Raw genomic sequence first — 23,326 nt, 5'->3', positions numbered from 1 at the left:
AGGTTGATTATGATTATGATGAGAAAAAACAAAAAAGAAAAACATAAGAATTATTCTCAGCTCGGTCTGATCATATTCCGGTTTAAAAAGAATAAGCTGGCGGTCTTTTCCGTATTCTGCCTTGGGCTGATCGCGTTGGCGATCCTGACGGCGCCGCTCTACATCGACTATGATAAAGCGATCGTACAGGATATCTCTATCAGATTTCAGGGGCCCAGCTGGGAACATCCATTTGGTACGGATCTTTACGGGCGGGATCTTCTTGCCAGAGTAATATACGGGGGAAGAATCTCTCTGTTCGCGGGGCTGTTTATTATTCTGTTTTCCTTTCTGATCGGAGTGATTATCGGCTCCATCGCGGGCTTCTTCGGAGGAAAGGTGGATCAGGTCCTGATGAGGTTTGTAGATATCTTTATGGCGGTACCTACGATCTTTCTGGCGATGACGATTGTGACGGCACTGGGAGAAGGCGTAGTGAATATTGTGATCGCTTTTGTTATATGCAATATACCCAGTTATTCGAGAATCGTCAGGTCGTCTACTATGACGCTGAGAAATATGGAATACGTGGAGGCCGCGAAATGTTACGGGGCGAGCAATCTGCGGATCATCCTGAAACATATTATTCCCAACGGGATCGGTCCAGTCATCGTTACGGCCACGATCTCCCTGGGAGTTGCGATCTTAAGTATTTCATCACTTGGATTTTTGGGACTTGGAATCTCGCCGCCCACACCGGAGTGGGGAACGCTCCTTTCTGACAACAGGTTTTACATCAGGTATTATCCGTATCTGGGGATCCTGCCGGGAATAGCGATTATCCTGACGGTTATGTGTGTGAATTTTATTGGTGACGGACTCAGAGACGCGCTTGATCCAAAGATGAAAAAGTAAGGAGGAATGGAGATGTCCCAGTTCCTGGAAATCAAGGACTTATACGTAAATTACAAAACAGACGAGGGGACAGTTCACGCGCTGAACGGGTTGAATCTATCCCTCGAAAAAGGGGAAAGCCTTGGGCTGGTGGGGGAGACCGGGGCGGGGAAAACCACTCTTGCGCTGAGTATACTGAAACTTCTTCCCGATATGGTCGGAGAGATCCAGTCAGGAAGCATTGAATTTGAAGGAAAACAGATGTTTGAACTGGGGAAGAAGGAGATGAAAAAGATCCGCGGAGATAAGATCGCCATGATCTTCCAGGATCCCATGACCAGCCTGAACCCCACCAAAACAGTTGGAAAGCAGCTGCGGGAAGTCCTGGACCTGCATTTCAAGAAGATGAGCCCTGCTGAAAAGAAAGAGAAAGTGGACAGAATGTTCCGGCTGGTCGGGATACCTCCGGAGAGGCAGCATGAATATCCGTTTCAGTTTTCCGGAGGGATGAAGCAGCGCATCGGGATTGCCATGGCTCTGATCGCGGAGCCCGAGCTTCTGATCGCCGATGAACCTACAACAGCGCTGGACGTTACCATCCAGGCCCAGATTCTGGAACTGATGCGCAAGCTGCAGGAGGAGCTGAATACTTCCATGATCCTGATCACCCATGACCTGGGGATCGTTGTGGAAGTCTGTACAAAAGTGGCCGTTATCTACAGCGGTCAGATCATTGAGACGGGAACAGTGGAGGATGTGTATGCCAGAAGGTTTAATCATCCTTATACAGAAGGGCTGTTTAAGTGTATCCCGGATCTGAAAACGGACGCGCCCAGGCTGACGCCGATCAAGGGCAGCATGGCAGATCCGTCGAATCTTCCGGTGGGCTGCAAATTTTATGACAGGTGCGAGTACCGCACAGAAAAGTGTGCGCAGAAGGAACCGCAGGTATACACAAGAGGAACCCATAAGATTAAATGCTATAAATTTGAAAATGAATGGGAGGGATGATATGGAAAGGCCAATCATTGAGACAAAGGGACTGAAAAAATATTTCAAAGTCCATAAAGGGCTTCTTCACGCGGTGGATGATGTCAGCCTTTCGATCGCTCCCAATGAGACTCTGGGAGTTGTGGGAGAATCCGGATGTGGAAAATCGACATTGGGCAGGGTCCTGCTGGGGCTGCTGCCGGCCACGGAAGGGGAAGTGCTGTTTGAGGGAGAAAGTATCTTTGACGGGCGGGGAAGGAAAAAGGACGCGATCTATAATGAGATGCAGATGATCTTTCAGGATCCTTTCTCTTCCCTGAATCCAAGGCTGTCGATCCTGGATTTGATCGCGGAGCCTATCAAAGTCAGAAAGACGATAAAAGATAAAGAACAGATCAAAGAAAAAGTACTTGAACTGATGGATCTTGTGGGACTGTCGGAACGATATGTCAATACATATCCCCACGAACTTGACGGCGGACGCAGGCAGCGTGTGGGGATTGCAAGGGCGTTGGCCCTGAATCCCAGATTTATTGTCTGTGATGAGCCGGTTTCAGCGCTGGATGTATCGATCCAGGCTCAGATTCTGAACCTGATCATGGATCTTCAGGAGAAGAACGGGCTGGCATATATGTTCATCACGCATAATCTTTGCGTAGTCAGGCATATCAGCTCCAGGATCATGGTCATGTATATGGGAAAGGTTGTCGAATATACAACGAAACAGCAGCTCTTTGAGAAGCAGCTGCACCCATATTCGCAGGCGCTGCTTTCGGCAATACCGCTTCCGGAACTCAGGCCCGACAGAGAGCGGATCGTTCTGACCGGTGAGGTGACGAATCCTATCAATCCGAAACCGGGATGCCGTTTTGCTCCCAGATGCAAGTACGCTACTGAAAAATGTACAAGTCAGGATGTGCCTCTGATCGAAGTGGAAAAAGGGCGCCATGTGGCATGTACGCTCTATATGTAACGGGAGGTGTTATATGAATAAAATTGAACGAGTGAAAACAGTCCTGAGAGGAGGAAGACCTGACCGGATACCGGCCGGTTTCTGGTACCATTATGACAGCAGCCTTGACACCCGGGAAATGGCAGAAGCACACTTGAAAACATTCCGGGAGACCAAGGTGGATGTTTATAAGATCATGCAGGACTATGTACAGATGATCGATGTGAATGTGACGACGCCGTCTGACTGGAAAAACGTCAGATTTCCCGGACGGGCTTCCAGTGAGTACCAGAAACTGCTGGATGTGCTCAAAAGGATTCTTGACGCTACCGGTCATGACGCCATGACATTCCAGACCATGTTCGGCCCGCTTAAGACGGCGGTGCAGACTTACGGGTATGACCTTGTGATGGCCCATGCCAAAGAGGCTCCGGATCTGCTGGAGGATGCGGTGATGCGCATTGCCCAGGCCCAGACAGAATGGGCGGAGGGATTTATAGAAGCAGGCGCAGACGGGATTTTTTATTCCGGGCAGTTCAGTGAGCCTGGACGCTTTACAAGAGAAGAGTTTGAACGTCTGGTCATGAAGGGAGATCTTGTGGTCCTTGAGGCTGCGGAAAAAAGCGGCGGACAAAATATTCTCCATATCTGCGGCGAGCCCGATTATGATTACCGGTCCACTCCCCAATGGTATGTGTCCTATCCTTTTGCGATTGTAAACTGGTCCGTCAAGGATACAGGATTATCTCTGGCTGACGGAAGAGATCTTTTTGGAGGGAAACCGATCCTAGGTGGAATGAACAACAGGGGAAGCATCCTAGATGGAACCGTGGAAGAAATCAGAAGAGAGGTGTCTGATGTCCTGGCTTCTGTGGATACGACGGAAGGATATATGCTGGGAGCTGACTGCACGATCCAGGGGGAAGGGATCAGCAATGACAGGATCCGGGCAGCGGTTGAAGTGGTCCATGATTAGAAAACAGAAGAAAAAAGTAAAAACTATTTCAGGAGGAACAGATGATGTCAAAAATTAAAAATTATGCAGAACCATCAGATGAGATTGTAGAAGCTGTGAGAAGCGCCATTGAATTCAGAGCGACATGGATGGGCCTTATCTATGATGAGATGAAAAAGGACGGCATTGATGCCGAGAAGATCATACGCAGGGCAATCCGGAGATGCGGCCGTGAGATCCACGGGGTAAGGGCGAAAAATACAGTAGAAGGAAGACCGCTGGACGGACAAGACCTGGAGAAGTTTTCCTTCAATGAATTGATGCAGAGAGTGTTCAATATGAACCCGGTTACTTCAGACAAGGACAATGCGGACGCGTATCTGGATTACTGTCCACTCGTAGCGGCGTGGCAGAAGATGGGATTTGATGACGATACAATTGCGGTGCTCTGTGATATGACAATGGAGGGAGACAGAGGCGTTGCCGACGCCAATGGATTTAAGCTTCATCTTGGGTCTACGATCGGAGAGGGTTGTGAGAAATGTAATATCCATTTTTACAGGGGCGAACTGAAAGAATAAGGGAAGGATGTGTGAGAATTGAGAACAGTAAATCTTGGCGATATGAAAGTCCCGGCGATCGCTGTGGGATGCAGGAGGATCAACAATCTGGAAAAACCGGAAGCGGAGCTCTTTATCCGGACAGCGATGGATCTTGGTGCGAACTTTTTTGATCATGCGGATCTTTATGGAGGCATGAAGAGCGACGCCAGATTCGCGGAGGCGATCGATATGAAGCCGTCCATCCGTGAGAAAATGTTTATCCAGACAAAGTGTGGGATCCGGCCTGCCATGAACGCGTTTGATCTCTCCAAAGACTATATCCTTTCGTCAGTGGACGGAAGTCTGAAAAGACTCAGGACAGACTACATAGATGTGCTGCTTATCCACCGGATGGATGCCCTGGTAGAACCGGAAGAAGTGGCGGAAGCTTTCGGGATCCTCCAGCAGAGCGGAAAGGTGCGTGCGTTTGGAGTTTCCAATTTGAATCCTATGCAGATCCGTCTGCTTCAGCGCTATGTAAAGCAGCCGATCGTCGCGAATCAGCTGCAGTTCAGCATTGCTCACTGCAGTATGGTCTCCCAGGGGATCTACACGAATATGGAACTGGACAGTGCCATCGACAGAGATGGAAGCATCCTTGATTTCTGCAGGCTGAATGACATTACGATTCAGACCTGGTCTCCGTTCCAGTTTGGATATATGAACGGAGTATTCCTGGATCATCCGGATTTCCCGGAACTGAATAAAGTCCTTAAGGAGATCGCAGAGAAATATTCTGTTACGCCGACGACTATTGCCATGGCGTGGATTCTCAGACATCCGGCCAGAATGCAGCCGATTACGGGAACCATGCGGATTGAACGACTGAAGGAATGTGTCAAAGCGGCAGAGATCACACTGACAAGAGATGAGTGGTACGCGCTTTATACTGCCGCCGGCAACGCGCTTCCCTGCAAGCCGCAGAAAAATCAGGCGACGTCTTAATCGGGGACTTAACATGGAACTTACAAAACGATTATTTGGAATCTATCCCGGAGGAAAGGAAGCCTGGCTGTACACTTTGCAGGCCGGAGAGCTTACGTTGGAACTGACAGATGCCGGGGCCGCGTGGGTGTCTTTGATCGTCCCATCCGAAAGATATGGAAAGGAAGATATCCTGCTTGGACATCCTTCTTTCAAAGCTTATGTAAACAATACCTGCTTCTTTGGAGCTACCGTGGGCCGGTTCGCCAACCGGATCAGCGGGGCGGCCTTTTCTCTGGGCGGGAAGGAATTCCATATTTCGGAGAACAAACCCGGCTGTTCTTTGCACGGCGGAGAGCAGGGGTTTTCCAAACGGCTGTGGAAAGCAGAGCCATATAAAGACGGAGACGGAGTCTATGTCCGCTTCGAGCTTGAAAGCCCCGACGGGGATCAGGGATATCCCGGGAATCTGAAAGCGGCGGTCACATATGGCATTACAGAGAAAAATGAACTGGCAGCAGATTACAGGGCGGATGTGGACGCCCTGTGCCCGGTGAATCTGACCAATCACGCTTATTTTAACCTGGGAGGGGCGGGAAGCGGGAGGAATGTCCTTTCCAATGAGCTGATGCTGTATTCTTCTTCCTATATAAATATAGATGAGAACTTGATCCCTACAGGAGAGCTTGCAGATACAAAAAATACTCCTTTTGATTTTTCAAGGCCAAAATCGCTGGGACAGGATCTGCCGCAGATCCGGGAAAACGTCGGGGACGGATACGACCACTGTTTTGTCATCGACGGAGAAGTCGGGAAGCTTCGGCCTTTCTGCGAACTGTATGATCCGGTTTCTGGAAGGAAGATGAAAGGGTACACGACGCAGCCCGGGGTACAGGTGTATACGGGAAATATGCTGAAGGCCGTACCGGGGAAACGGGGAACTGTTTATCATAAGTATGGCGGGATCTGCCTGGAAACAGAGTATTTTCCGGATTCTCCCAACAGAAAGGAATTCCCGTGTTCTGTATTCGGACCAAAGAGGCCTTACAGGGAAAAAACGGTTTTCACTTTTGAGTGGTAAAAAGAAATAGAAGACTGCAAATAATTGAATGACATGCTCTGTTTCGGAGAGTCAAGTGACAGGAAAGAAGCTTGCTCCGAGGCAGGGCATTTAAGCTTCTGGGGCAAAATTTACAAAAACGTATGGAGAACCCCGGAAAACGCAAAAATCCCTTGACTTTCCGCGCCAAACGTAATAAACTAGTCTAGCGTGCACGAAAGTGCATTGTTCTTTTCGTGCGCCAAAAAGGATAATGAGGATATTATCCGCAGCCCCTTGTGGCATAAGCCATGAGGTAACGAATAATTCATAGGAGGTGAAAAGAATGCCAACATTTAACCAGTTAGTTAGAAAAGGACGTCAGACTTCCGAGAAAAAGTCTACTGCACCGGCACTTCAGAAAGGATACAACTCCCTGAAGAAACGTGCGACTGATGTGTCCGCTCCCCAGAAGAGAGGCGTGTGCACAGCAGTGAAGACTGCTACTCCGAAGAAGCCGAACTCAGCTCTGAGAAAGATCGCCAGAGTCCGCCTGTCTAACGGGATCGAGGTAACAAGCTACATTCCGGGTGAAGGCCACAACCTTCAGGAGCATAGCGTTGTTATGATCCGTGGCGGAAGAGTTAAGGACCTGCCCGGTACAAGATATCACATCATCCGTGGTACGCTGGATACGGCAGGAGTTGCCAAGAGGCGTCAGGCACGTTCCAAATACGGCGCCAAGAGACCGAAAGACGCGAAATAAAAAGCTGAAAATGGTTTCATAAAGTAAAGGTATAACTAAGTAGTTAAATCGTATCACAAACAGAACTATGATTATCGTAAGGTTGCGGTTAAAATAAAGTCCCGCGGCCACGAGCACATGCTATGCGATTCCATAGAGAGACACATGTGAGTACCGATGAATTAATCCCCGGGTTGACCGGAAAATATGATTAAGGAGGGAAGGACCGTGCCACGTAAAGGACATACTCAGAAAAGAGATGTATTAGCAGATCCGATATACAACAATAAAGTTGTTACCAAACTTATCAACAACATCATGCTGGATGGTAAGAAGGGCGTAGCACAGAAGATTGTATACGGAGCGTTTGCAAGAGTAGAGGCAAAGGCTGAGAAGCCGGCGATCGAAGTGTTCGAAGAAGCTATGAACAACATGATGCCGGTTCTCGAAGTAAAGGCGAGACGTATCGGTGGTGCCACATACCAGGTGCCGATCGAGGTAAGAGCCGACAGAAGACAGGCGCTCGCTCTTCGCTGGCTGACAATGTATTCCCGTCAGAGAGGCGAGAAGACAATGGAAGAGAGGCTGGCAAATGAGATCCTTGACGCAGCGAACAATACAGGCGGCGCTGTGAAGAGGAAAGAAGATATGCATAAGATGGCAGAGGCAAACAAAGCGTTTGCTCACTATCGTTTCTAAGGCTGCCAAATTGAGGAGGAAATAACCTTGGCTGGAAGAGAATATCCATTAGAGAGAACCAGAAATATCGGTATCATGGCGCATATCGACGCAGGTAAGACTACGCTGACAGAGCGTATTCTCTACTATACCGGTGTTAATTACAAGATCGGGGATACTCACGAGGGTACTGCCACCATGGACTGGATGGAGCAGGAGCAGGAAAGAGGTATCACGATCACCTCAGCCGCTACAACATGCCACTGGACTCTGGAAGAGAAGACCAAGCCGAAGCCGGGCGCTCTGGAGCATCGTATCAATATCATCGATACTCCGGGACACGTTGACTTCACTGTAGAGGTTGAGCGTTCACTCCGTGTACTGGATGGAGCCGTGGGCGTTTTCTGTGCAAAGGGAGGCGTTGAGCCGCAGTCAGAGAACGTATGGCGCCAGGCAGACACATACAATGTACCGAGAATGGCATTCATCAATAAGATGGACATCCTTGGAGCTGATTTCTACAACGCGGTAGATCAGATCAAGACCAGACTCGGGAAAAACGCGATCTGTCTTCAGCTTCCGATCGGAAAAGAAGACGAGTTTAAAGGGATTATCGACCTGTTTGAGATGCAGGCCTACATCTATAATGATGAGAAGGGCGACGATATCTCCGTTGTGGACATTCCGGAAGAGATGAAGGATGAGGCGGAGCTGTATCACACAGAGCTGATCGAGAAGATCTGTGAGCTGGACGATGACCTGATGATGGAATACCTGGAGGGTGAAGAGCCTTCCGTAGACGCGCTGAAAGCCGCGCTGAGAAAGGCTACATGCGAATGTACAGCCGTTCCGGTATGCTGCGGGAGCGCGTACAGAAACAAAGGTGTCCAGAAACTTCTGGACGCGATCCTTGAGTTCATGCCTGCCCCGACAGACATTCCTGCGATCAAGGGTGTTGACGAGGACGGCAATGAAGTGGAGAGACATTCATCTGACGATGAGCCGTTCTCCGCTCTTGTGTTCAAGATTATGACAGACCCGTTCGTAGGTAAACTGGCTTACTTCAGAGTTTACTCCGGTACCATGAACTCCGGTTCCTATGTACTGAACGCGACAAAGGGTAAAAAAGAGCGTGTCGGACGTATCCTTCAGATGCACGCCAACAAGAGGGAAGAGCTGAACAAGGTTTACTCAGGAGACATCGCCGCGGCGATCGGATTCAAGTTCTCCACAACAGGAGATACGATCTGTGACGAGCAGCATCCGGTAATCCTTGAGTCCATGGAATTCCCGGAGCCTGTTATCGAGCTGGCGATCGAGCCGAAGACAAAGGCTTCTCAGGGCAAGCTGGGTGAGTCCCTTGCAAAACTTGCAGAGGAAGACCCCACATTCCGTGCTCATACAAACCAGGAGACAGGACAGACGATCATCGCCGGAATGGGCGAGCTTCATCTTGAGATCATCGTAGACAGACTTCTCCGTGAGTTCAAGGTAGAGGCGAATGTCGGCGCTCCGCAGGTTGCTTACAAAGAAGCGATCACCAAACCGGTGGACGTGGACAGCAAGTACGCAAAACAGTCTGGCGGACGTGGACAGTACGGACACTGTAAAGTGAAATTCGAGCCTATGGACGCCAATGGTGAGGAGACTTACAAGTTTGAGTCCACTGTAGTCGGCGGCGCGATTCCGAAGGAATATATCCCGGCAGTCGGAGAGGGTATTGAGGAGGCCATGAAGTCCGGTATCCTCGGCGGATTCCCGGTAGTAGGCGTTCACGCGAACGTATACGACGGATCCTACCATGAGGTCGACTCTTCTGAGATGGCATTCCATATCGCAGGTTCTCTTGCGTTCAAGGATGCGATGAAGAAGGGCGCTCCGGTACTGCTCGAGCCGATCATGAAGGTGGAAGTGACCATGCCGGAAGAGTATATGGGTGATATCATCGGTGACCTGAACTCCCGCCGTGGACGCATCGAGGGTATGGATGATCTGGGCGGCGGTAAGATCGTCCGCGCGTTCGTTCCGTTGTCCGAGATGTTCGGATATTCCACAGACCTTCGTTCCAGGACACAGGGACGTGGTAACTACTCTATGTTCTTTGAGAAATATGAGCAGGTGCCCAAGTCTGTACAGGAAAAAGTATTATCCAATAAAAATGAGTAAATCATAGAAAAAGGCTTGAAAAACGGCAAGGTTTGAAATATAATCAGTTTTAGCCGAGTAAAATCGAAATCTATAAAGAATGCCCCAATCGGGCTGTGATTTGTAAGGAGGATTATTCAAAATGGCAAAAGCTAAATTTGAAAGAACAAAACCGCATTGTAATATTGGTACCATCGGCCACGTTGACCATGGTAAAACTACTCTGACGGCTGCGATCACAAAGGTACTTTCCAAGAGAGTATCCGGTAACGCAGAGGTTGCTTTCGACAACATCGACAAGGCTCCGGAAGAGAGAGAGCGTGGAATCACGATCTCCACAGCGCACGTTGAGTATGAGACAGAGAAACGTCACTACGCACACGTTGACTGCCCGGGACATGCCGACTACGTTAAGAACATGATCACAGGTGCTGCTCAGATGGACGGCGCGATCCTCGTAGTTGCCGCTACAGACGGAGTTATGGCTCAGACAAAAGAGCATATCCTTCTGTCCCGTCAGGTTAACGTTCCTTACATTGTAGTATTCATGAACAAGTGTGACATGGTAGACGATGAGGAGCTGCTTGAGCTGGTAGAGATGGAGATCCGTGAAGTCCTCAACGAGTATGAGTTCCCGGGAGATGACACACCGGTTATCCAGGGTTCTGCTCTGAAGGCTCTGGAAGATCCGGACGGAGAGTGGGGCGACAAGATCATGGAGCTTATGGACGCTGTTGACGAGTGGATCCCGACTCCGGAGCGTGATACAGATAAGCCGTTCCTGATGCCTGTAGAGGACGTGTTCTCTATCACAGGACGTGGTACAGTTGCTACAGGTAGAGTAGAGCGTGGTACACTTCATATTTCTGATGAAGTTGAGATCATCGGTATCCATGATGATGTGAAGAAGACAGTTGTAACAGGTATCGAGATGTTCCGTAAGCTGCTCGACGAGGCCCGCGCGGGTGACAACATCGGTGCTCTGCTTCGTGGTATCCAGAGAACAGAGATCGAAAGAGGTCAGGTTCTCATCAAACCGGGTACAGTTACATGCCATACTAAATTCACATGCCAGGTTTACGTTCTGACAAAGGATGAGGGTGGCCGTCATACACCGTTCTTCAACAACTACCGTCCGCAGTTCTACTTCAGAACAACAGACGTTACAGGCGTATGCGAGCTTCCGGAAGGCACAGAGATGTGCATGCCTGGAGATCACGTTACAATGACAGTTGAACTGATCCATCCGGTAGCTATGGAAGAGGGCTTAAGATTCGCTATCCGTGAGGGTGGCCGTACAGTAGGATCAGGTACAGTTGCATCCATCATCGAGTAATAAGAGATGTATGTGAGGCTGTAAGCCATACAAAATGTAAATCAGATACAGGGAAGGATTGAAGGATTCTTCCCTGTATTTTTTTACGCCCTTTTTTAAGGAAATCTTCAGAAAATCCATGACAAAATGTAAAAGATCAGAGGTTAAAATTAACAGAACCTTGCACCGCGGCATCAGGAAGAACAGATCATAAAAGGAGCGAAAGACGTGAAGGAGATCATCTGTGTAAATAAACTTTATAAATTCTACCGGGTCGGCGATTCAACGGTACATGCGCTCAATGGCGTCAGTTTCTCGATCCGGGAGGGAGAATTCTGCGCGGTGGTGGGGACATCCGGTTCCGGAAAGTCAACACTTCTCAACATGCTGGCGGGCCTGGAAAAGCCGACCAGAGGGCAGGTCGTCATCAATGGCTGCCATATTGAGAAAATGAAGGAAGATGAGCTGGTGAGGTTCCGCAGAGAAAATGTGGGTTTCATTTTCCAGTCCTTTCATCTGCTCACCACAATGAACGCACTTGAGAATGTGGCGCTTCCGCTTACCTTCCGGGGAGAGCCGAAGAAAATAAGGATGAAGAAAGCAGACCGGATGCTGGAGATGGTGGGGCTGAGGAAACACCGAATGCATCTGCCGGGGCAGATGTCCGGCGGACAGCAGCAGCGAGTGGGGATCGCGAGAGCTCTTGTCTCAGGCCCCGGGATCATCTTTGCTGATGAACCTACGGGGAATCTGGATTCGCATACGTCAGAGGAAGTGATGCGTCTGATGCGGAGAGTCGTAAAGGAACAGAAGAAAACGCTTGTAATGGTCACCCATGATCCCCATGAAGCAGAGTATGCAGACAGGGTATTTCATATAATCGACGGAGAGATCGTACAGATACAGGAAAACAGGAGGAATTATGAGAATGAAAGAGTATAGGCGGAAGAAATATCTGAAGAAGATCGGAGCGTTACTGTGCGCGTCAGTGGTGTTTGCCGCTGTTGTTCCGGCAAGAGCAGGAGCGATAGAGACTGCGGTTGCAGCAGAAGAGCAGGGAGAAAATGCCAGAGCGCTGGCAAGGATCCAGATCAGCGTGGGAGACGGACAGGAGACTCCATTGTTCCGGGCGGGAGAAAAGGCAAAACTTGAGCTCAGCGTAAAAAACGGCGGGAACATGGATGCCCGGAATGTACAGATTACTCCCGTGATCCAGAAGGAGTCTGAGTGGCCTTTTGAGATGGAAAAAATGAATTACGCTCAAAGTCTTGGTACGATCGGAGCCGGCGGACAGACAACGGCAGTCTGGGGAACGGAAGACGATCTGCTTACAGTGAGAAAAGATGTGACAGGAAAGGCTTATAAGCTTATATTCGATATCAGTTACGACGACGGAGAGAAGGAATACACAATACAAAAGTACGTTTTTGTGAAGACAGCCGCGAAAGACGGAGCTTCGGAAGGTGAAACTCCCAAGGATGAGCCGGGAAACGGAGGAAATAACCAGGCGGGCAGTCCGGGAACAGGTTCCTCCGGGGATGGACCGGATACCGGCAGCTTTTACAACGGGGATCCGGTCATCTCAGGCGGCGGAGCGTCCGAAACAGGAAACGGGTCTGTGCCGCGGGTGATTGTTACAGGGTTTGATACTCAGCCCGGGGAAGTACGGGCGGGGAGCGATTTTAAACTGATCATACATCTGAAAAATACATCTTCCCGGACTGCTGTCTCCAATATGCTTTTTGATCTTCAGGCGCCGTCTTCAGGTACAGAAGCGGCAGCAGAAGCGCCGGCATTCCTGCCATCCTCGGGTTCCAGTTCCATCTATCTGGAAAATATCCCGGCGGGCGGAAGCAGCGACATATCCATCGATCTTAACGCGCGCGCGGATCTGGTGCAGAAACCGTACAGCATCAGCATGAGCATGAAATATGAAGACAGCTCGGCGACACAGTATGAAGCACAGTCCAGCCTGGCGATCCCGGTCATCCAGGAGGCAAGATTTGAGTTCAGTGAGATCCAGATCGCTCCGGACCCTGTATCGGCGGGGGAGGAAGCGAATATTACCTGTAACCTGTACAATCTTGGAAGGGTCAAAATGTATAATGTAAAAGCCCGGTTTGAAGGAGACATGATCGAATCACAGGAGCAGTTTATCGGGAATCTGGACGCGGGCGCGTCCGGGACAGTGGACAGTATTGTCACTGCTGTTAAGGAGACTGCGGGAGAAGAAGAATGCAGGCTGGTATTGAGTTATGAGGATGACGCGGGAAAAGTGAGCACGTCGGAACAGAAATTTATGATGAATGTAATGCCGGAGAGTATCCCGGAAGATATGGGAATGCTGTCTGAGGATGTGTCAGAAAGCAGTCACCCGTTTCTGTGGCTGATCCCCGGGGGGATTGTGGCAGCCGCGGCCGTGACAGCGGCGGTGCTGCTGACCAGACGTAGAAGAAAAAAGCTTCGGGAGGCGGAAGAGGAGGAATTGTTTGATGAGGTGGAGCGATCTTCTGGAAATGAGCATTAGCAGCCTGAAACGGAGAAAACTGAGGTCTTTTCTAACAGTTCTCGGCGTGGTGATCGGCACAGCTTCGATCGTGGTCATGATCTCTCTAGGGCTTGGCCTTCAGGAGTCAATGTATAAAGAAGTGGAGCAGGGCGGAGGGGCGGCAGGTATTACCGTTACGGGAAAAGACACCGGATCCGGAATGTATATGAGTGGTATGGGAGAGCAGGAAGAGTCTGAGAAATACATCACGGATGACACGATCAAAGATCTGAGGACACTGGAACATGTCAAAAGCGCGGAGCCTGTGCTCAACCTTTCTGCCACGGCGCTGAAGGGACGTTATGAGGGGAGCCTCGAAATCTGTGGGATGACCCCGGAAGGGCTTGCGTCTCTGGATCTGGAACTGGAGCCGGGAGGGACGCTGCCGGATCCGGACAGCGCCCAGCTGGAATTGGTTTACGGGAATGCGGTCCTTACCAATTTCTATGAGAAAGGAACAGGAAAGACTTACTGGGATACCGGAGAACGGCCGGACATCGATCTGAAGAATGACTCATTGTTTCTTATACTGGATCAGGAAGGATATTATCAGACGCAGAATGTTCCTCAGGCGGGAGTGTCGGCCGTAGGCGAGAGCGGAACAGGAGATGCCGGAAGTCAGGGCACAGGGCAGCTACAGACCGCGCCGAAAAAGTATGTGGTAAAAGGAAGCGGCGTAATTGCGGGCGGGATCGACAGCTATCATGTGAATTCCTTTTCTGCATACTGCGATATAAATAAACTCAGGGAATTTCTGCAGAAGGAATTCAGAGGGCGTGCCATCCCGGGACAACCGTCTACAAAGAGTGGAAAGCCTTACAGTAAGTTTGTCTACAGTTCCGCGAAAATTCAGGCGGACAGATTTGAAAATGTAGATCAGGTGTCCGCTGCTATCCGAAGTCTTGGCTATAATGTAACTACAAACGCAGAATATATCGACAGTATGAAAAAACAGCTTGCGATGATCCAGGCGGTGCTGGGCGGGATCGGAGCGGTCTCTCTCCTTGTGGCGGCAATCGGAATCGCCAATACGATGATGATGTCTATTTATGAGAGGACCAAAGAGATCGGGATCATGAAAGTCATCGGATGCGGTCTGAAAAATATACGTCAGATGTTCCTCCTGGAGGCGGCGTTTATCGGGCTGGCTGGCGGCATTATCGGAAATGTGCTCAGTCTTGTAATGTCATCCGTGATCAACATGCTTTCTCTTGGGGGAAGCATGGGAGTATCCGGGAATATCTCTTATATACCGGTATGGCTGATCCTTGCGTCTGTCGTATTCGCGGTTTTGGTAGGAACGGCAGCGGGATATTTTCCTGCGCGGCGGGCAATGCGGTTAAGTCCTCTGGCGGCGATCCACAACGAGTAAAAGAATGTTTTTCAATATATTTCCAATTGCTTTTCGGGCAGCGTGACAGTGAACACGCTGCCTTTTCCCGTATCGGAATCCACCCAGATTGTTCCGTTGTGTTCTGTGACAACAGATTTTACAATATACAGTCCCATTCCCTGACCGGTATGTCCTTTCCGGCGGGTGAAGAAACGATCAAAAATATGAGGCAGGTCATCCGGCGATATACCGGAACCTGTGTCAGATACAGTAAGCACCGCATTGGATTTTCCACTGTTTTGTTTCCGGCTCAGGGTGATCCGGACCGTGCCGTCTTCAGGGGTGAAGGCAGCCGCGTTATATACAAGATTCTGAAGTACGCTTATCAGTCGGTTTTTGTCCCCCAGTACAAAAATATGAGGCCCGGGAGCAAGGGAGAGTTCAAAACTGATTCCGGCAACTTCCATATCGTCTTTGTTTGCTTGAAAAAACTCGCTGACAAGATCGGTCAGATCCACAGGATTAAATGCCGCGGCGGGAGTATCCTGACGTGTAAATTCGCTGAGACTGTCGATCTGCTCCCGCATTTCCTGGACTTTGCGCCGGATCGTGTCCAGATATTGCCGGGATTCTTCGTCAAGCGCGGTATTATTCATTTCTACCAGCCGGGTAAATGTGGTAATGGAGGTGATAGGGGTCTTCAGATCATGTGAAAATGACGCCAGGAGCATCCGTCTTTCATCCAGAAGAGTGGAGAGGGCGGATGTCTTATGGTTCACCTCTTCTTGCAGATGTATATTCAGATACCGGTTTTCCCGGACCAGAGCAATATTTTTCAGGACCATACGCACGGAAAAGAACAGGATGAGAAGATAACTGCCCCACTCCTCAAACCATCCGAAGCGTGCCGGCTCAAAGCGACCGAGACAGATGGCGTGGGCTCCCAGAGACATGAAGTAGGCGGACAGACCAGGCAGCAGAAGAAGATCAGGCCGCGCGGTTTTTGCGAGACAGTGCTTTAACAGCAGTCCGGTCAGGAGCAGGGAGAGAAGCGCTTTGTACCAGAAGACGATCTGTCCGTACACAGGGGTGAAGCCGGGCAGAAGATGGAGAAGAAAAAGAGGGGCGGCTCCGCTGATCAGGACAAAGCCGAATGAAGTCCCTGTCAGAATACGATCTGTCAGAGAACCCGCTTTCAGGCACAGCAGAGACGTAATGCGCGTCACACAGAGCAGACCCAGCGAGGCGGAGACGTCTTCCAGGGCATAGAGAGGCTCTGTGACGGGAATCCCGAACAGACGCACGAAGGGATAGCATACCCGCAAAGAGAAGGCCAGGGCGAGGATACCAAGCCAGAGATCTTCCGGGGAGGAACGGTCTTTTCTCATACCGATCCAGACAACCGAGGAAAAAAGTGCGACAGCCAGTGAGCTGAAGCAGAAAAAACCATAGAATATCATCCGGGAGGCAATCAGAGTACTGACTGCCTCTGGGCTTCCGATCGCCGGAGGATAAGTTACACCGCTGTAATAGTGGGTATAATTCGCGGTCTGTATAAGAATTTCCGTATATCCATCCAGATAGACAGGGACCACCAGATCTTTGACCTGAGCCCGGTATGGGGCCAGAGATCCGGATGATGCCGCGAGTTCTCCATTTACGTAGACACGGGATGCAGAAAATACTTCCGGGATAAGAAGAGAGTAAGCGCCTGTCCCACGGACAGTGATACGGTAGGTACCCTCCCCATAAGGAGATCCGTTTTCATGAAAGCGGGAGAGACTGAAATACTGCCCGATATAGACAGACAAATAATCGTCAGATTCTTCTCCCGGGGCTAAAATCTGGTCCGGATAAAATTCCCATCCGGATGTAAGCCAGGTGATTTCGTGAGAATCGATCTGGATATCGGTGAAATGAATTTTGTGTTTACCCGTTCTGTCTGGAATCCTCAGAGCCATGAATACAGTACTTTTACGGATGGCGCGTGGGATGGCTATGATGGAGAGAACAACAGGATCAGGATAACAAACAGATCGAATCGGGAGATCCGGGCAGAATTTTCTGCCAATATTGATTTTCCGGTCAATCTGGGAGGGCTGGAAGGGATTTTCTCGGAAAGTCCGGACCAGACGGAGAGCGGAATTACGGATATTACGATAGACAGGGCGCAGGAAGGAGGGCCAGGAGCAGAGAAGGAAGTATATTTTTATTTCAGCAAGGATGCGCCCCAGATGGAAGAAAGTTCATATTATGTCCCGATCGGGACAATAACAGTCAAATTCGAACCGGGATCATAGTTCCGGCTTGAAGACAACAGGCACAGAAGAAAAGGAGGAAACATTATGAAGAAAAAAGCAGCAGTTCTGCTGGCTGTTTCGCTGGCAGTGATGTGCGCGCCGGGAACAGTCCTGGCCGACACCAATTATACCTACGGAGGAACAGAGGGAGAAGATTCAATCTCTCAGGACACGGAGCTGGGGAGTATTGATGTCAAAGTGCAGGTGAAGAACGATGATGTAACCCACAAATACGCCGTACTTCTGGATACAGAGGAAATGACATTCGTGTACAAGATGGGAGACGGGACATGGGATCCCCAGACCCATACATATGACAGTTCTGCCCAGAATCCAGATTGGGAGGAAGGGTCCAAAACATTTGGTGTGGAGAATCACTCGGATCTTCCGGTCAGGGTCAGCCTCCCCCAGACGATATCATCCAGTCTTTCCGGAGTAACGGTGACCGCCCAGTTTGACGGAGCTGTCTCCGAAACACAGCTGGGGGCTCATCCGATCGGAGAGGCTGCGGAGGGTGACTGGAAGACAACAGGAACGATCAGTCTCTCCGGAGCGCCGACAGGAATCGATCCGGCAGATTATGCCACAGCGCGGACGATCGCTACGGTCACTCTCACGATCAATTCTGTCAGCCCGTAACGAAAAGACGGGGCCGTCGAATAAAGCGACCGGAGCGGCGGCCCTTTGTTACAGGGAGGAGAGCAGAGCATGAGAACCGCGAAAAGAGGTGCTGAATTATGAACAGGATGAGAAAAATACATAAAATATCGGCAATTCTTTTGACGGGTGCCGCCGCGTTGACCGTGGTCTTTCCGGGCGGGCCGGCAAGTGTCAGCGCTGCGCGGGACAGTGGAGGCCACGTGGGGGAGAATGATAAGTATATCATTTTTATGGAATGGGGGGAGATGAATTTCACGTATGATTACGGGAGATGGAATCCGAATACATTTGCGTATGAAGCAGATGATGCCAGTATCTGCCCGGCATCGGGGACTGTGCAGGGACAACCGGGATGGTACGGATTTGACGGTAGTGCCAACCGGCTTTTTATCAGAGACAGTTCTCTTACGGAGGAAGGGGAAGGAACGGTGTTCACTGTTGAGACAGAAATGGATATTCAGGGAGTCACTCCTTTCTGGTATGAGGATCCCGGCCTGAGTATTCCGCTGGAACAGACGGAAGGCGGGAATTGGAGGTTTGAACTCTTTAACGATAAGGATTCCCCGTCTGAAGAAGAAAATCAGAAAGAGCTCTATCTCTCGTTAGCGGGAGAACCGGCAGACGGGACTGACGGAACAGACGGAAGTTTTGAGCCCGAGAACAATCCTGTAAAGACCGGACAGATCACGGTTATTGTACAGACGAAAAAGGAGGCGGAAGAAGGACCATGATGTGCTTTACATGGAAGCGGGCGCTGCAGAAGAGAGTGATAATCATTATAATGTCTGTACTGGCGGCAGGGGCGCTGGTGATCGGGGTGAGATGCTGCGCCGCCGCGTCTCTTGGCGACGGTTATCAGATGGAGTCAGGGGCGCAGGAGGGAACCCCTCAGGTGCCGGAGGAAGAACAGTATGCCCATGTGCTTGTCACAGACGGATTTGAGCTTGATATATGTGGGAATCCAAAGATCGAGGGGAAGAAAGTTTATTTTTATCCTACCAATCCGGCAGGAAATGACGTGTGGTTTAAGGTGGCTGTCCTTGACCGGGACGGAGAGCGGATCGGAGAGAGCGGAATACTTAAGCAGGGACAGTACACAGAGTATATTGAACTTGAGAGAGTTGTAGAGGAAGAGACAGAAGTGTCTCTGAAAGTGATCGCGTATGAACCCGGAGAATATACGAGCCGGGGAAGCGTCACTCTGGAGACGGTTTTAAAACCATAAAGAAAAGGTATGATTTTTCAGAAAACTGCATATGCTGAAGGTATCTCAATGGTGATGGACGGGCCGCCGGCGGCGGCAGGGAAAGGGGATCACAGATGTTGAAAGAGGATACATCGAAAGCCGGACGCGTTGCAGTTGACCTGATCTATGATATTGCCGGGAGCATTCTGTATGCTGCCGGCATCTATACTTTCGCGGGAAACGCGGGATTTGCCCCGGGAGGGGTCTCAGGCCTTGCGTTGATCCTGAATCATCTGTGGGGGCTTCCGGTGGGGACTGTGACTCTGTTTTTTAACATTCCTCTGGTGCTTATCAGCTATCGGGCTGTGGGAAAGCGGCTTCTCATAAAGAGCGCTGTTACCATGGTCATCTCTTCTTTGTTCCTGGACCTGATCTTTCCACTGTTTCCCATGTACAGCGGGAATCGGATGATGGCGGCCATCTGCTCCGGCGTATTTCTGGGAGCAGGGATGGCTTTGTTCTATATCCGGGGATCTTCTTCCGGAGGGATTGATTTTCTGGCGCTCACCATCAAGAAGAAAAAACCTCATATGACCATCGGAGTGATCACACTGCTGATCGACCTGGCAGTTATCCTTCTGGGATGGCCTGTATTTGGTGATGTAGACGCGGTTTTATACGGTGTGCTTGCGACATTTGTCTCCACTGTGGTCATTGATAAGATCCTGTACGGAATCGGCGCGGGGACTCTGGCACTGATCGTGACAAAGAAGGGCGGCGAGATCGCGGAGAGGATCGCGGGGACCGTCGGAAGAGGCGTTACTTCTGTGCCGGCGGTGGGAGCGTATACCGGAATCCAGAGAAATGTGCTTCTGTGCGCCTGTTCTAAGGCGGAAGCCTATCTGGTGAGGAGGGCCGTGCAGGAAACAGACGAAGAAGCCTTTGTAATGTTTGCCGAGACAAGCGAGGTGTTTGGAGAAGGGTTCCGGAGAAATATAGGGCAGTGAGGATATTTTTTTATGGAAAGCCAGGAATAAATTGTAAAATATAACTAAAAAAAGATAAAAATTTCAATAAAGATAAAAAAATATTCTATGTTTTTTTTCGGATACATCAGTTATACTGTCTCCATCAACAAATGGCGCGGAAACGTGCCGGAAAAAGGAGGAACAATGTAATATGAAGAAAAAATTTGCTTTACTGGCAATGGCTGCAGTAATGGTATTTTCACTTACTGCATGCGGCGGCGGATCAGATGACAGCAGCAGCAGCTCTGAGTCCGGAAGCGAAAGCGGCGGAGAAGTTGCTAACAAAGACAAACCGCTTGTATGGTTCAACCGTCAGCCATCCAACAGCTCCACCGGAGAGCTTGATATGACAGCTCTGAGCTTCAACGATGATACATATTATGTAGGATTCGACGCAAATCAGGGTGCTGAGCTCCAGGGAACGATGGTTAAGGATTACATCGAAGCAAATATTGACACGATCGACCGCAACGGCGACGGCGTGATCGGATATGTTCTGGCAATCGGTGATATCGGACATAACGATTCTATCGCACGTACAAGAGGCGTTCGTTCAGCACTTGGCACAGCTGTTGAAGCTGACGGCGCTGTCAACAGTGATCCGATCGGAACAAACACAGACGGATCCGCAACTGCTGTACAGGATGGAACACTTGATATCAACGGAACAACATACACAGTTCGCGAGCTTGCTTCACAGGAGATGAAGAACTCTGCAGGAGCTACATGGGATGCAGCTACAGCAGGTAACGCGATCGGAACATGGTCTTCTTCTTTCGGCGATCAGATCGATGTTGTTGTATCTAACAACGATGGTATGGGAATGTCAATGTTCAACGCTTGGTCAAAGGACGAGGGCGTTCCGACATTCGGATATGACGCAAACGCTGACGCGGTTGCTGCTATCGCAGAGGGATACGGCGGAACGATCAGCCAGCATGCAGACGTACAGGCTTACCTGACACTTCGTGTTCTGCGTAACGCTCTGGACGGTGTAGATATTGACACAGGTATCGGTACAGAGGACGAGGAAGGAAACGTGCTGAGCGATGATGTATATGTATACAACGCAGATGAGCGTTCCTACTACGCACTGAATGTTGCCGTTACAGCTGACAACTATCAGGATTTCACAGACTCCACAAAGGTTTATGAGCCTGTATCAAATCAGCTGGATGAGAGCACATCACCGGTTAAATCAGTTTGGCTGAATATCTACAATGCTTCTGATAACTTCTTAAGCTCAACATATCAGCCGCTGCTTGAGAACTACGATGATCTTCTTAACCTTGATGTTGAGTACATCGGCGGTGACGGACAGACAGAGTCCAACATCACAAACCGTCTTGGAAACCCGAGCCAGTATGACGCATTTGCGATCAACATGGTGAAGACGGACAACGCGGCTTCTTACACATCCATACTTAGTCAGTAATACGTTATTGAAATAATGAGGAGCGGAGTAATAGGGAGAAGAAATTCTCCCTATTACCCGGTTCTGTAAAATGGAAATTATCAATCTAAGCATACAGGAGTAAAAACAATGGCAGATAAGAAAGATGATATCGTCTTATCGATACGCGGCATGAGTAAGTCCTTCGGGCGTAACCGGGTGCTGGATCACATCAATCTGGATGTGAAGCGCGGCACTGTTATGGGCCTGATGGGTGAAAACGGCGCCGGAAAGTCGACGATGATGAAGTGCCTGTTCGGTACTTATCAGAAAGACGAGGGAACAATCTTCCTTGATGGCAAGGAAGTTAGCTTTTCAGGCCCCAAGGACGCTCTTGAAAACGGGATCGCCATGGTGCATCAGGAGCTGAACCAGTGTCTGGAAAGAAATGTAATGGACAATTTATTCCTTGGACGGTATCCGGTGAATTCTCTGGGTGTGGTTGATGAAGGAAGAATGAAAAAGGAAGCTTCCGAGCTTTTCAGAAAGCTGGGTATGACAGTCAACCTGACTCAGCCGATGCGGAACATGTCTGTGTCACAGAGGCAGATGTGTGAGATCGCCAAGGCAATTTCCTATAATTCAAAAGTGATCGTTCTTGATGAGCCAACCTCCTCACTGACTGTACAGGAAGTTGACAAGCTCTTTGAGATGATGAACATGCTGAAAGCACAGGGGATCTCCCTGATCTACATCTCTCATAAGATGGATGAGATCTTTACGATCTGTGATGAAGTATCCGTACTGCGTGATGGTAACCTTGTCATGACAAAGGATATCCAGGATACAGATATGAACGAGCTGATCGCGGCGATGGTCGGCCGGTCTCTTGAGAACCGGTTCCCGCCTGTGGATAATACGCCCGGAGACGTGATCCTGTCTATCCAGCATCTGTCCACAAAGTTTGAGCCTCATCTGCAGGATATTACATTTGACGTAAAAGAAGGAGAAATTTTCGGCCTGTACGGCCTGGTGGGAGCCGGGCGTACCGAACTGCTGGAGACCATTTTCGGGGTCAGGACCAGAGCAGCCGGACGTGTCTACCTGAACAAGCGTCTCATGAATTTCAACAGTGCCAGAGAGGCCATGGATCATGGGTTTGCCATGATCACGGAGGAACGTAAGGCAAACGGCCTTTTCCTGAAGGGCGACCTTACATTCAATACCACTATCGCGAATCTGAGCCAGTACAAATCCGGACCTGCGCTTTCTGATTCAAAGATGGTAAAGGCAACATCAAAAGAGATTAAGATCATGCATACAAAATGTATGGGTCCGGACGATATGATCTCGAGTCTTTCCGGCGGTAACCAGCAGAAGGTCATCTTCGGAAAATGGCTTGAGCGCAGCCCACAGGTCTTCCTCATGGACGAACCTACAAGGGGAATCGATGTCGGGGCAAAATATGAAATATATGAGTTGATCATTAACATGGCAAAACAGGGCAAGACGATCATCGTTGTCTCCTCTGAGATGCCGGAGATTCTGGGAATAACCAACCGCATTGGTGTTATGTCTAACGGACATCTTTCTGGAATTGTCAATACAAAAGAGACAAACCAGGAAGAACTTTTGAGACTCAGTGCGAAGTACCTATAGT

General features: G+C 49.7%; 22 protein-coding genes. 21 read left to right on the top strand and 1 reads right to left on the bottom strand.

Going from position 1 to position 23,326, the window contains the following annotated elements; all coding sequences use genetic code 11:
- Positions 1–9: 9 nt before the first annotated feature.
- From BQ7367_RS02760 to BQ7367_RS02695, 14 genes are all read left to right on the top strand, one after another.
- Positions 10–894, top strand: coding sequence for an ABC transporter permease (locus tag BQ7367_RS02760; RefSeq protein WP_143142944.1), 885 nt, complete (start codon positions 10–12; stop codon positions 892–894).
- A gap of 12 nt (positions 895–906) precedes the next feature.
- On the top strand, positions 907–1,884 hold the full coding sequence (locus tag BQ7367_RS02755) for an ABC transporter ATP-binding protein (protein ID WP_200786689.1): 978 nt from the start codon (positions 907–909) through the stop codon (positions 1,882–1,884).
- Between the two features lies 1 nt (position 1,885).
- Positions 1,886–2,836: an ABC transporter ATP-binding protein gene (locus BQ7367_RS02750; RefSeq protein WP_072524107.1), complete on the top strand. Its 951-nt coding sequence runs from the start codon at positions 1,886–1,888 to the stop codon at positions 2,834–2,836.
- Positions 2,837–2,849: 13 nt separating this feature from the next.
- Positions 2,850–3,791 (top strand): uroporphyrinogen decarboxylase family protein, encoded by a 942-nt coding sequence (locus BQ7367_RS02745; protein ID WP_072524106.1) that lies wholly within the window; start codon positions 2,850–2,852, stop codon positions 3,789–3,791.
- A gap of 41 nt (positions 3,792–3,832) precedes the next feature.
- Positions 3,833–4,351 (top strand): L-2-amino-thiazoline-4-carboxylic acid hydrolase, encoded by a 519-nt coding sequence (locus BQ7367_RS02740; RefSeq protein ID WP_235837527.1) that lies wholly within the window; start codon positions 3,833–3,835, stop codon positions 4,349–4,351.
- A gap of 18 nt (positions 4,352–4,369) precedes the next feature.
- Positions 4,370–5,317, top strand: a complete 948-nt coding sequence (locus BQ7367_RS02735) for an aldo/keto reductase (RefSeq protein WP_072524104.1) — start codon at positions 4,370–4,372, stop codon at positions 5,315–5,317.
- A gap of 13 nt (positions 5,318–5,330) precedes the next feature.
- The gene (locus tag BQ7367_RS02730) at positions 5,331–6,377 is read left to right on the top strand and encodes an aldose epimerase family protein (protein WP_072524103.1); all 1,047 of its coding nucleotides are present in this window, start codon (positions 5,331–5,333) and stop codon (positions 6,375–6,377) included.
- A gap of 304 nt (positions 6,378–6,681) precedes the next feature.
- The gene (gene rpsL / locus BQ7367_RS02725) at positions 6,682–7,101 is read left to right on the top strand and encodes a 30S ribosomal protein S12 (protein ID WP_004847546.1); all 420 of its coding nucleotides are present in this window, start codon (positions 6,682–6,684) and stop codon (positions 7,099–7,101) included.
- A gap of 207 nt (positions 7,102–7,308) precedes the next feature.
- Positions 7,309–7,779 (top strand): 30S ribosomal protein S7, encoded by a 471-nt coding sequence (gene rpsG / locus BQ7367_RS02720; RefSeq protein ID WP_207647040.1) that lies wholly within the window; start codon positions 7,309–7,311, stop codon positions 7,777–7,779.
- A gap of 27 nt (positions 7,780–7,806) precedes the next feature.
- A complete protein-coding gene (fusA, locus tag BQ7367_RS02715; RefSeq protein ID WP_072524101.1) occupies positions 7,807–9,924 on the top strand; it encodes an elongation factor G in 2,118 nt (705 codons plus the stop codon).
- Between the two features lie 121 nt (positions 9,925–10,045).
- Positions 10,046–11,239, top strand: coding sequence for an elongation factor Tu (gene tuf, locus BQ7367_RS02710; RefSeq protein WP_072524100.1), 1,194 nt, complete (start codon positions 10,046–10,048; stop codon positions 11,237–11,239).
- Positions 11,240–11,446: 207 nt separating this feature from the next.
- Complete coding sequence (locus tag BQ7367_RS02705) at positions 11,447–12,160, top strand: ABC transporter ATP-binding protein (RefSeq protein ID WP_072524099.1); 714 nt, start codon at positions 11,447–11,449, stop codon at positions 12,158–12,160.
- Positions 12,147–13,745: a COG1361 S-layer family protein gene (locus BQ7367_RS02700; RefSeq protein ID WP_072524098.1), complete on the top strand. Its 1,599-nt coding sequence runs from the start codon at positions 12,147–12,149 to the stop codon at positions 13,743–13,745. The genes BQ7367_RS02705 and BQ7367_RS02700 overlap by 14 nt, the downstream gene beginning before the upstream one ends.
- Positions 13,711–15,138: an ABC transporter permease gene (locus tag BQ7367_RS02695; protein WP_072524097.1), complete on the top strand. Its 1,428-nt coding sequence runs from the start codon at positions 13,711–13,713 to the stop codon at positions 15,136–15,138. Before BQ7367_RS02700 ends, BQ7367_RS02695 begins: the two co-directional genes overlap by 35 nt.
- 11 nt (positions 15,139–15,149) lie before the next feature.
- On the opposite strand, the gene BQ7367_RS02690 is transcribed toward BQ7367_RS02695, so the two are convergent.
- Complete coding sequence (locus BQ7367_RS02690) at positions 15,150–16,910, bottom strand: sensor histidine kinase (RefSeq protein WP_159431616.1); 1,761 nt, start codon at positions 16,908–16,910, stop codon at positions 15,150–15,152.
- 78 nt (positions 16,911–16,988) lie between these two features.
- Between BQ7367_RS02690 and BQ7367_RS02685 the strand changes: the two genes are divergently transcribed.
- The 7 genes from BQ7367_RS02685 (at position 16,989) to BQ7367_RS02655 (ending at position 23,325) form a co-directional block, all read left to right on the top strand.
- Positions 16,989–17,399, top strand: a complete 411-nt coding sequence (locus BQ7367_RS02685) for a hypothetical protein (protein ID WP_159431615.1) — start codon at positions 16,989–16,991, stop codon at positions 17,397–17,399.
- A 45-nt stretch (positions 17,400–17,444) separates the two neighbouring features.
- Positions 17,445–18,038 (top strand): hypothetical protein, encoded by a 594-nt coding sequence (locus tag BQ7367_RS02680; RefSeq protein WP_072524094.1) that lies wholly within the window; start codon positions 17,445–17,447, stop codon positions 18,036–18,038.
- A gap of 98 nt (positions 18,039–18,136) precedes the next feature.
- A complete protein-coding gene (locus tag BQ7367_RS02675; protein WP_072524093.1) occupies positions 18,137–18,790 on the top strand; it encodes a hypothetical protein in 654 nt (217 codons plus the stop codon).
- Positions 18,787–19,284 (top strand): hypothetical protein, encoded by a 498-nt coding sequence (locus BQ7367_RS02670; protein WP_072524092.1) that lies wholly within the window; start codon positions 18,787–18,789, stop codon positions 19,282–19,284. The genes BQ7367_RS02675 and BQ7367_RS02670 overlap by 4 nt, the downstream gene beginning before the upstream one ends.
- Before the next feature lie 95 nt (positions 19,285–19,379).
- Positions 19,380–20,252 (top strand): YitT family protein, encoded by an 873-nt coding sequence (locus tag BQ7367_RS02665; RefSeq protein WP_072524091.1) that lies wholly within the window; start codon positions 19,380–19,382, stop codon positions 20,250–20,252.
- Between the two features lie 172 nt (positions 20,253–20,424).
- Positions 20,425–21,708 carry a substrate-binding domain-containing protein gene (locus tag BQ7367_RS02660; RefSeq protein ID WP_072524090.1) on the top strand — a complete coding sequence of 428 codons (1,284 nt, stop codon included), beginning with the start codon at positions 20,425–20,427 and terminating at the stop codon, positions 21,706–21,708.
- A 108-nt stretch (positions 21,709–21,816) separates the two neighbouring features.
- On the top strand, positions 21,817–23,325 hold the full coding sequence (locus tag BQ7367_RS02655; RefSeq protein ID WP_072524089.1) for a sugar ABC transporter ATP-binding protein: 1,509 nt from the start codon (positions 21,817–21,819) through the stop codon (positions 23,323–23,325).
- Position 23,326 lies beyond the last annotated feature (1 nt).

This window comes from Clostridium sp. Marseille-P3244, from assembly GCF_900120155.1.
GTDB lineage: Bacteria > Bacillota > Clostridia > Lachnospirales > Lachnospiraceae > Mediterraneibacter.
The sequence above is the reverse complement of the archived record's forward strand: the minus strand, read 5'-3'. Positions and strand labels throughout refer to the sequence as shown.

Bases quoted from the DNA above. Each gene is read 5' to 3' on its own strand.
- BQ7367_RS02750 (WP_072524107.1), top strand. From the start codon at position 1,886: ATGGAAAGGCCAATCATTGAGACAAAGGGACTGAAAAAATATTTCAAA.
- BQ7367_RS02660 (WP_072524090.1), top strand. From the start codon at position 20,425: ATGAAGAAAAAATTTGCTTTACTGGCAATGGCTGCAGTAATGGTATTT.
- BQ7367_RS02670 (WP_072524092.1), top strand. From the start codon at position 18,787: ATGATGTGCTTTACATGGAAGCGGGCGCTGCAGAAGAGAGTGATAATC.
- rpsL (WP_004847546.1), top strand. From the start codon at position 6,682: ATGCCAACATTTAACCAGTTAGTTAGAAAAGGACGTCAGACTTCCGAG.
- BQ7367_RS02745 (WP_072524106.1), top strand. From the start codon at position 2,850: ATGAATAAAATTGAACGAGTGAAAACAGTCCTGAGAGGAGGAAGACCT.
- BQ7367_RS02740 (WP_235837527.1), top strand. From the start codon at position 3,833: ATGATGTCAAAAATTAAAAATTATGCAGAACCATCAGATGAGATTGTA.
- BQ7367_RS02760 (WP_143142944.1), top strand. From the start codon at position 10: ATGATTATGATGAGAAAAAACAAAAAAGAAAAACATAAGAATTATTCT.
- BQ7367_RS02730 (WP_072524103.1), top strand. From the start codon at position 5,331: ATGGAACTTACAAAACGATTATTTGGAATCTATCCCGGAGGAAAGGAA.
- tuf (WP_072524100.1), top strand. From the start codon at position 10,046: ATGGCAAAAGCTAAATTTGAAAGAACAAAACCGCATTGTAATATTGGT.
- BQ7367_RS02675 (WP_072524093.1), top strand. From the start codon at position 18,137: ATGAACAGGATGAGAAAAATACATAAAATATCGGCAATTCTTTTGACG.
- BQ7367_RS02700 (WP_072524098.1), top strand. From the start codon at position 12,147: ATGAAAGAGTATAGGCGGAAGAAATATCTGAAGAAGATCGGAGCGTTA.
- BQ7367_RS02665 (WP_072524091.1), top strand. From the start codon at position 19,380: ATGTTGAAAGAGGATACATCGAAAGCCGGACGCGTTGCAGTTGACCTG.
- BQ7367_RS02655 (WP_072524089.1), top strand. From the start codon at position 21,817: ATGGCAGATAAGAAAGATGATATCGTCTTATCGATACGCGGCATGAGT.
- BQ7367_RS02695 (WP_072524097.1), top strand. From the start codon at position 13,711: ATGAGGTGGAGCGATCTTCTGGAAATGAGCATTAGCAGCCTGAAACGG.
- BQ7367_RS02680 (WP_072524094.1), top strand. From the start codon at position 17,445: ATGAAGAAAAAAGCAGCAGTTCTGCTGGCTGTTTCGCTGGCAGTGATG.
- BQ7367_RS02755 (WP_200786689.1), top strand. From the start codon at position 907: ATGTCCCAGTTCCTGGAAATCAAGGACTTATACGTAAATTACAAAACA.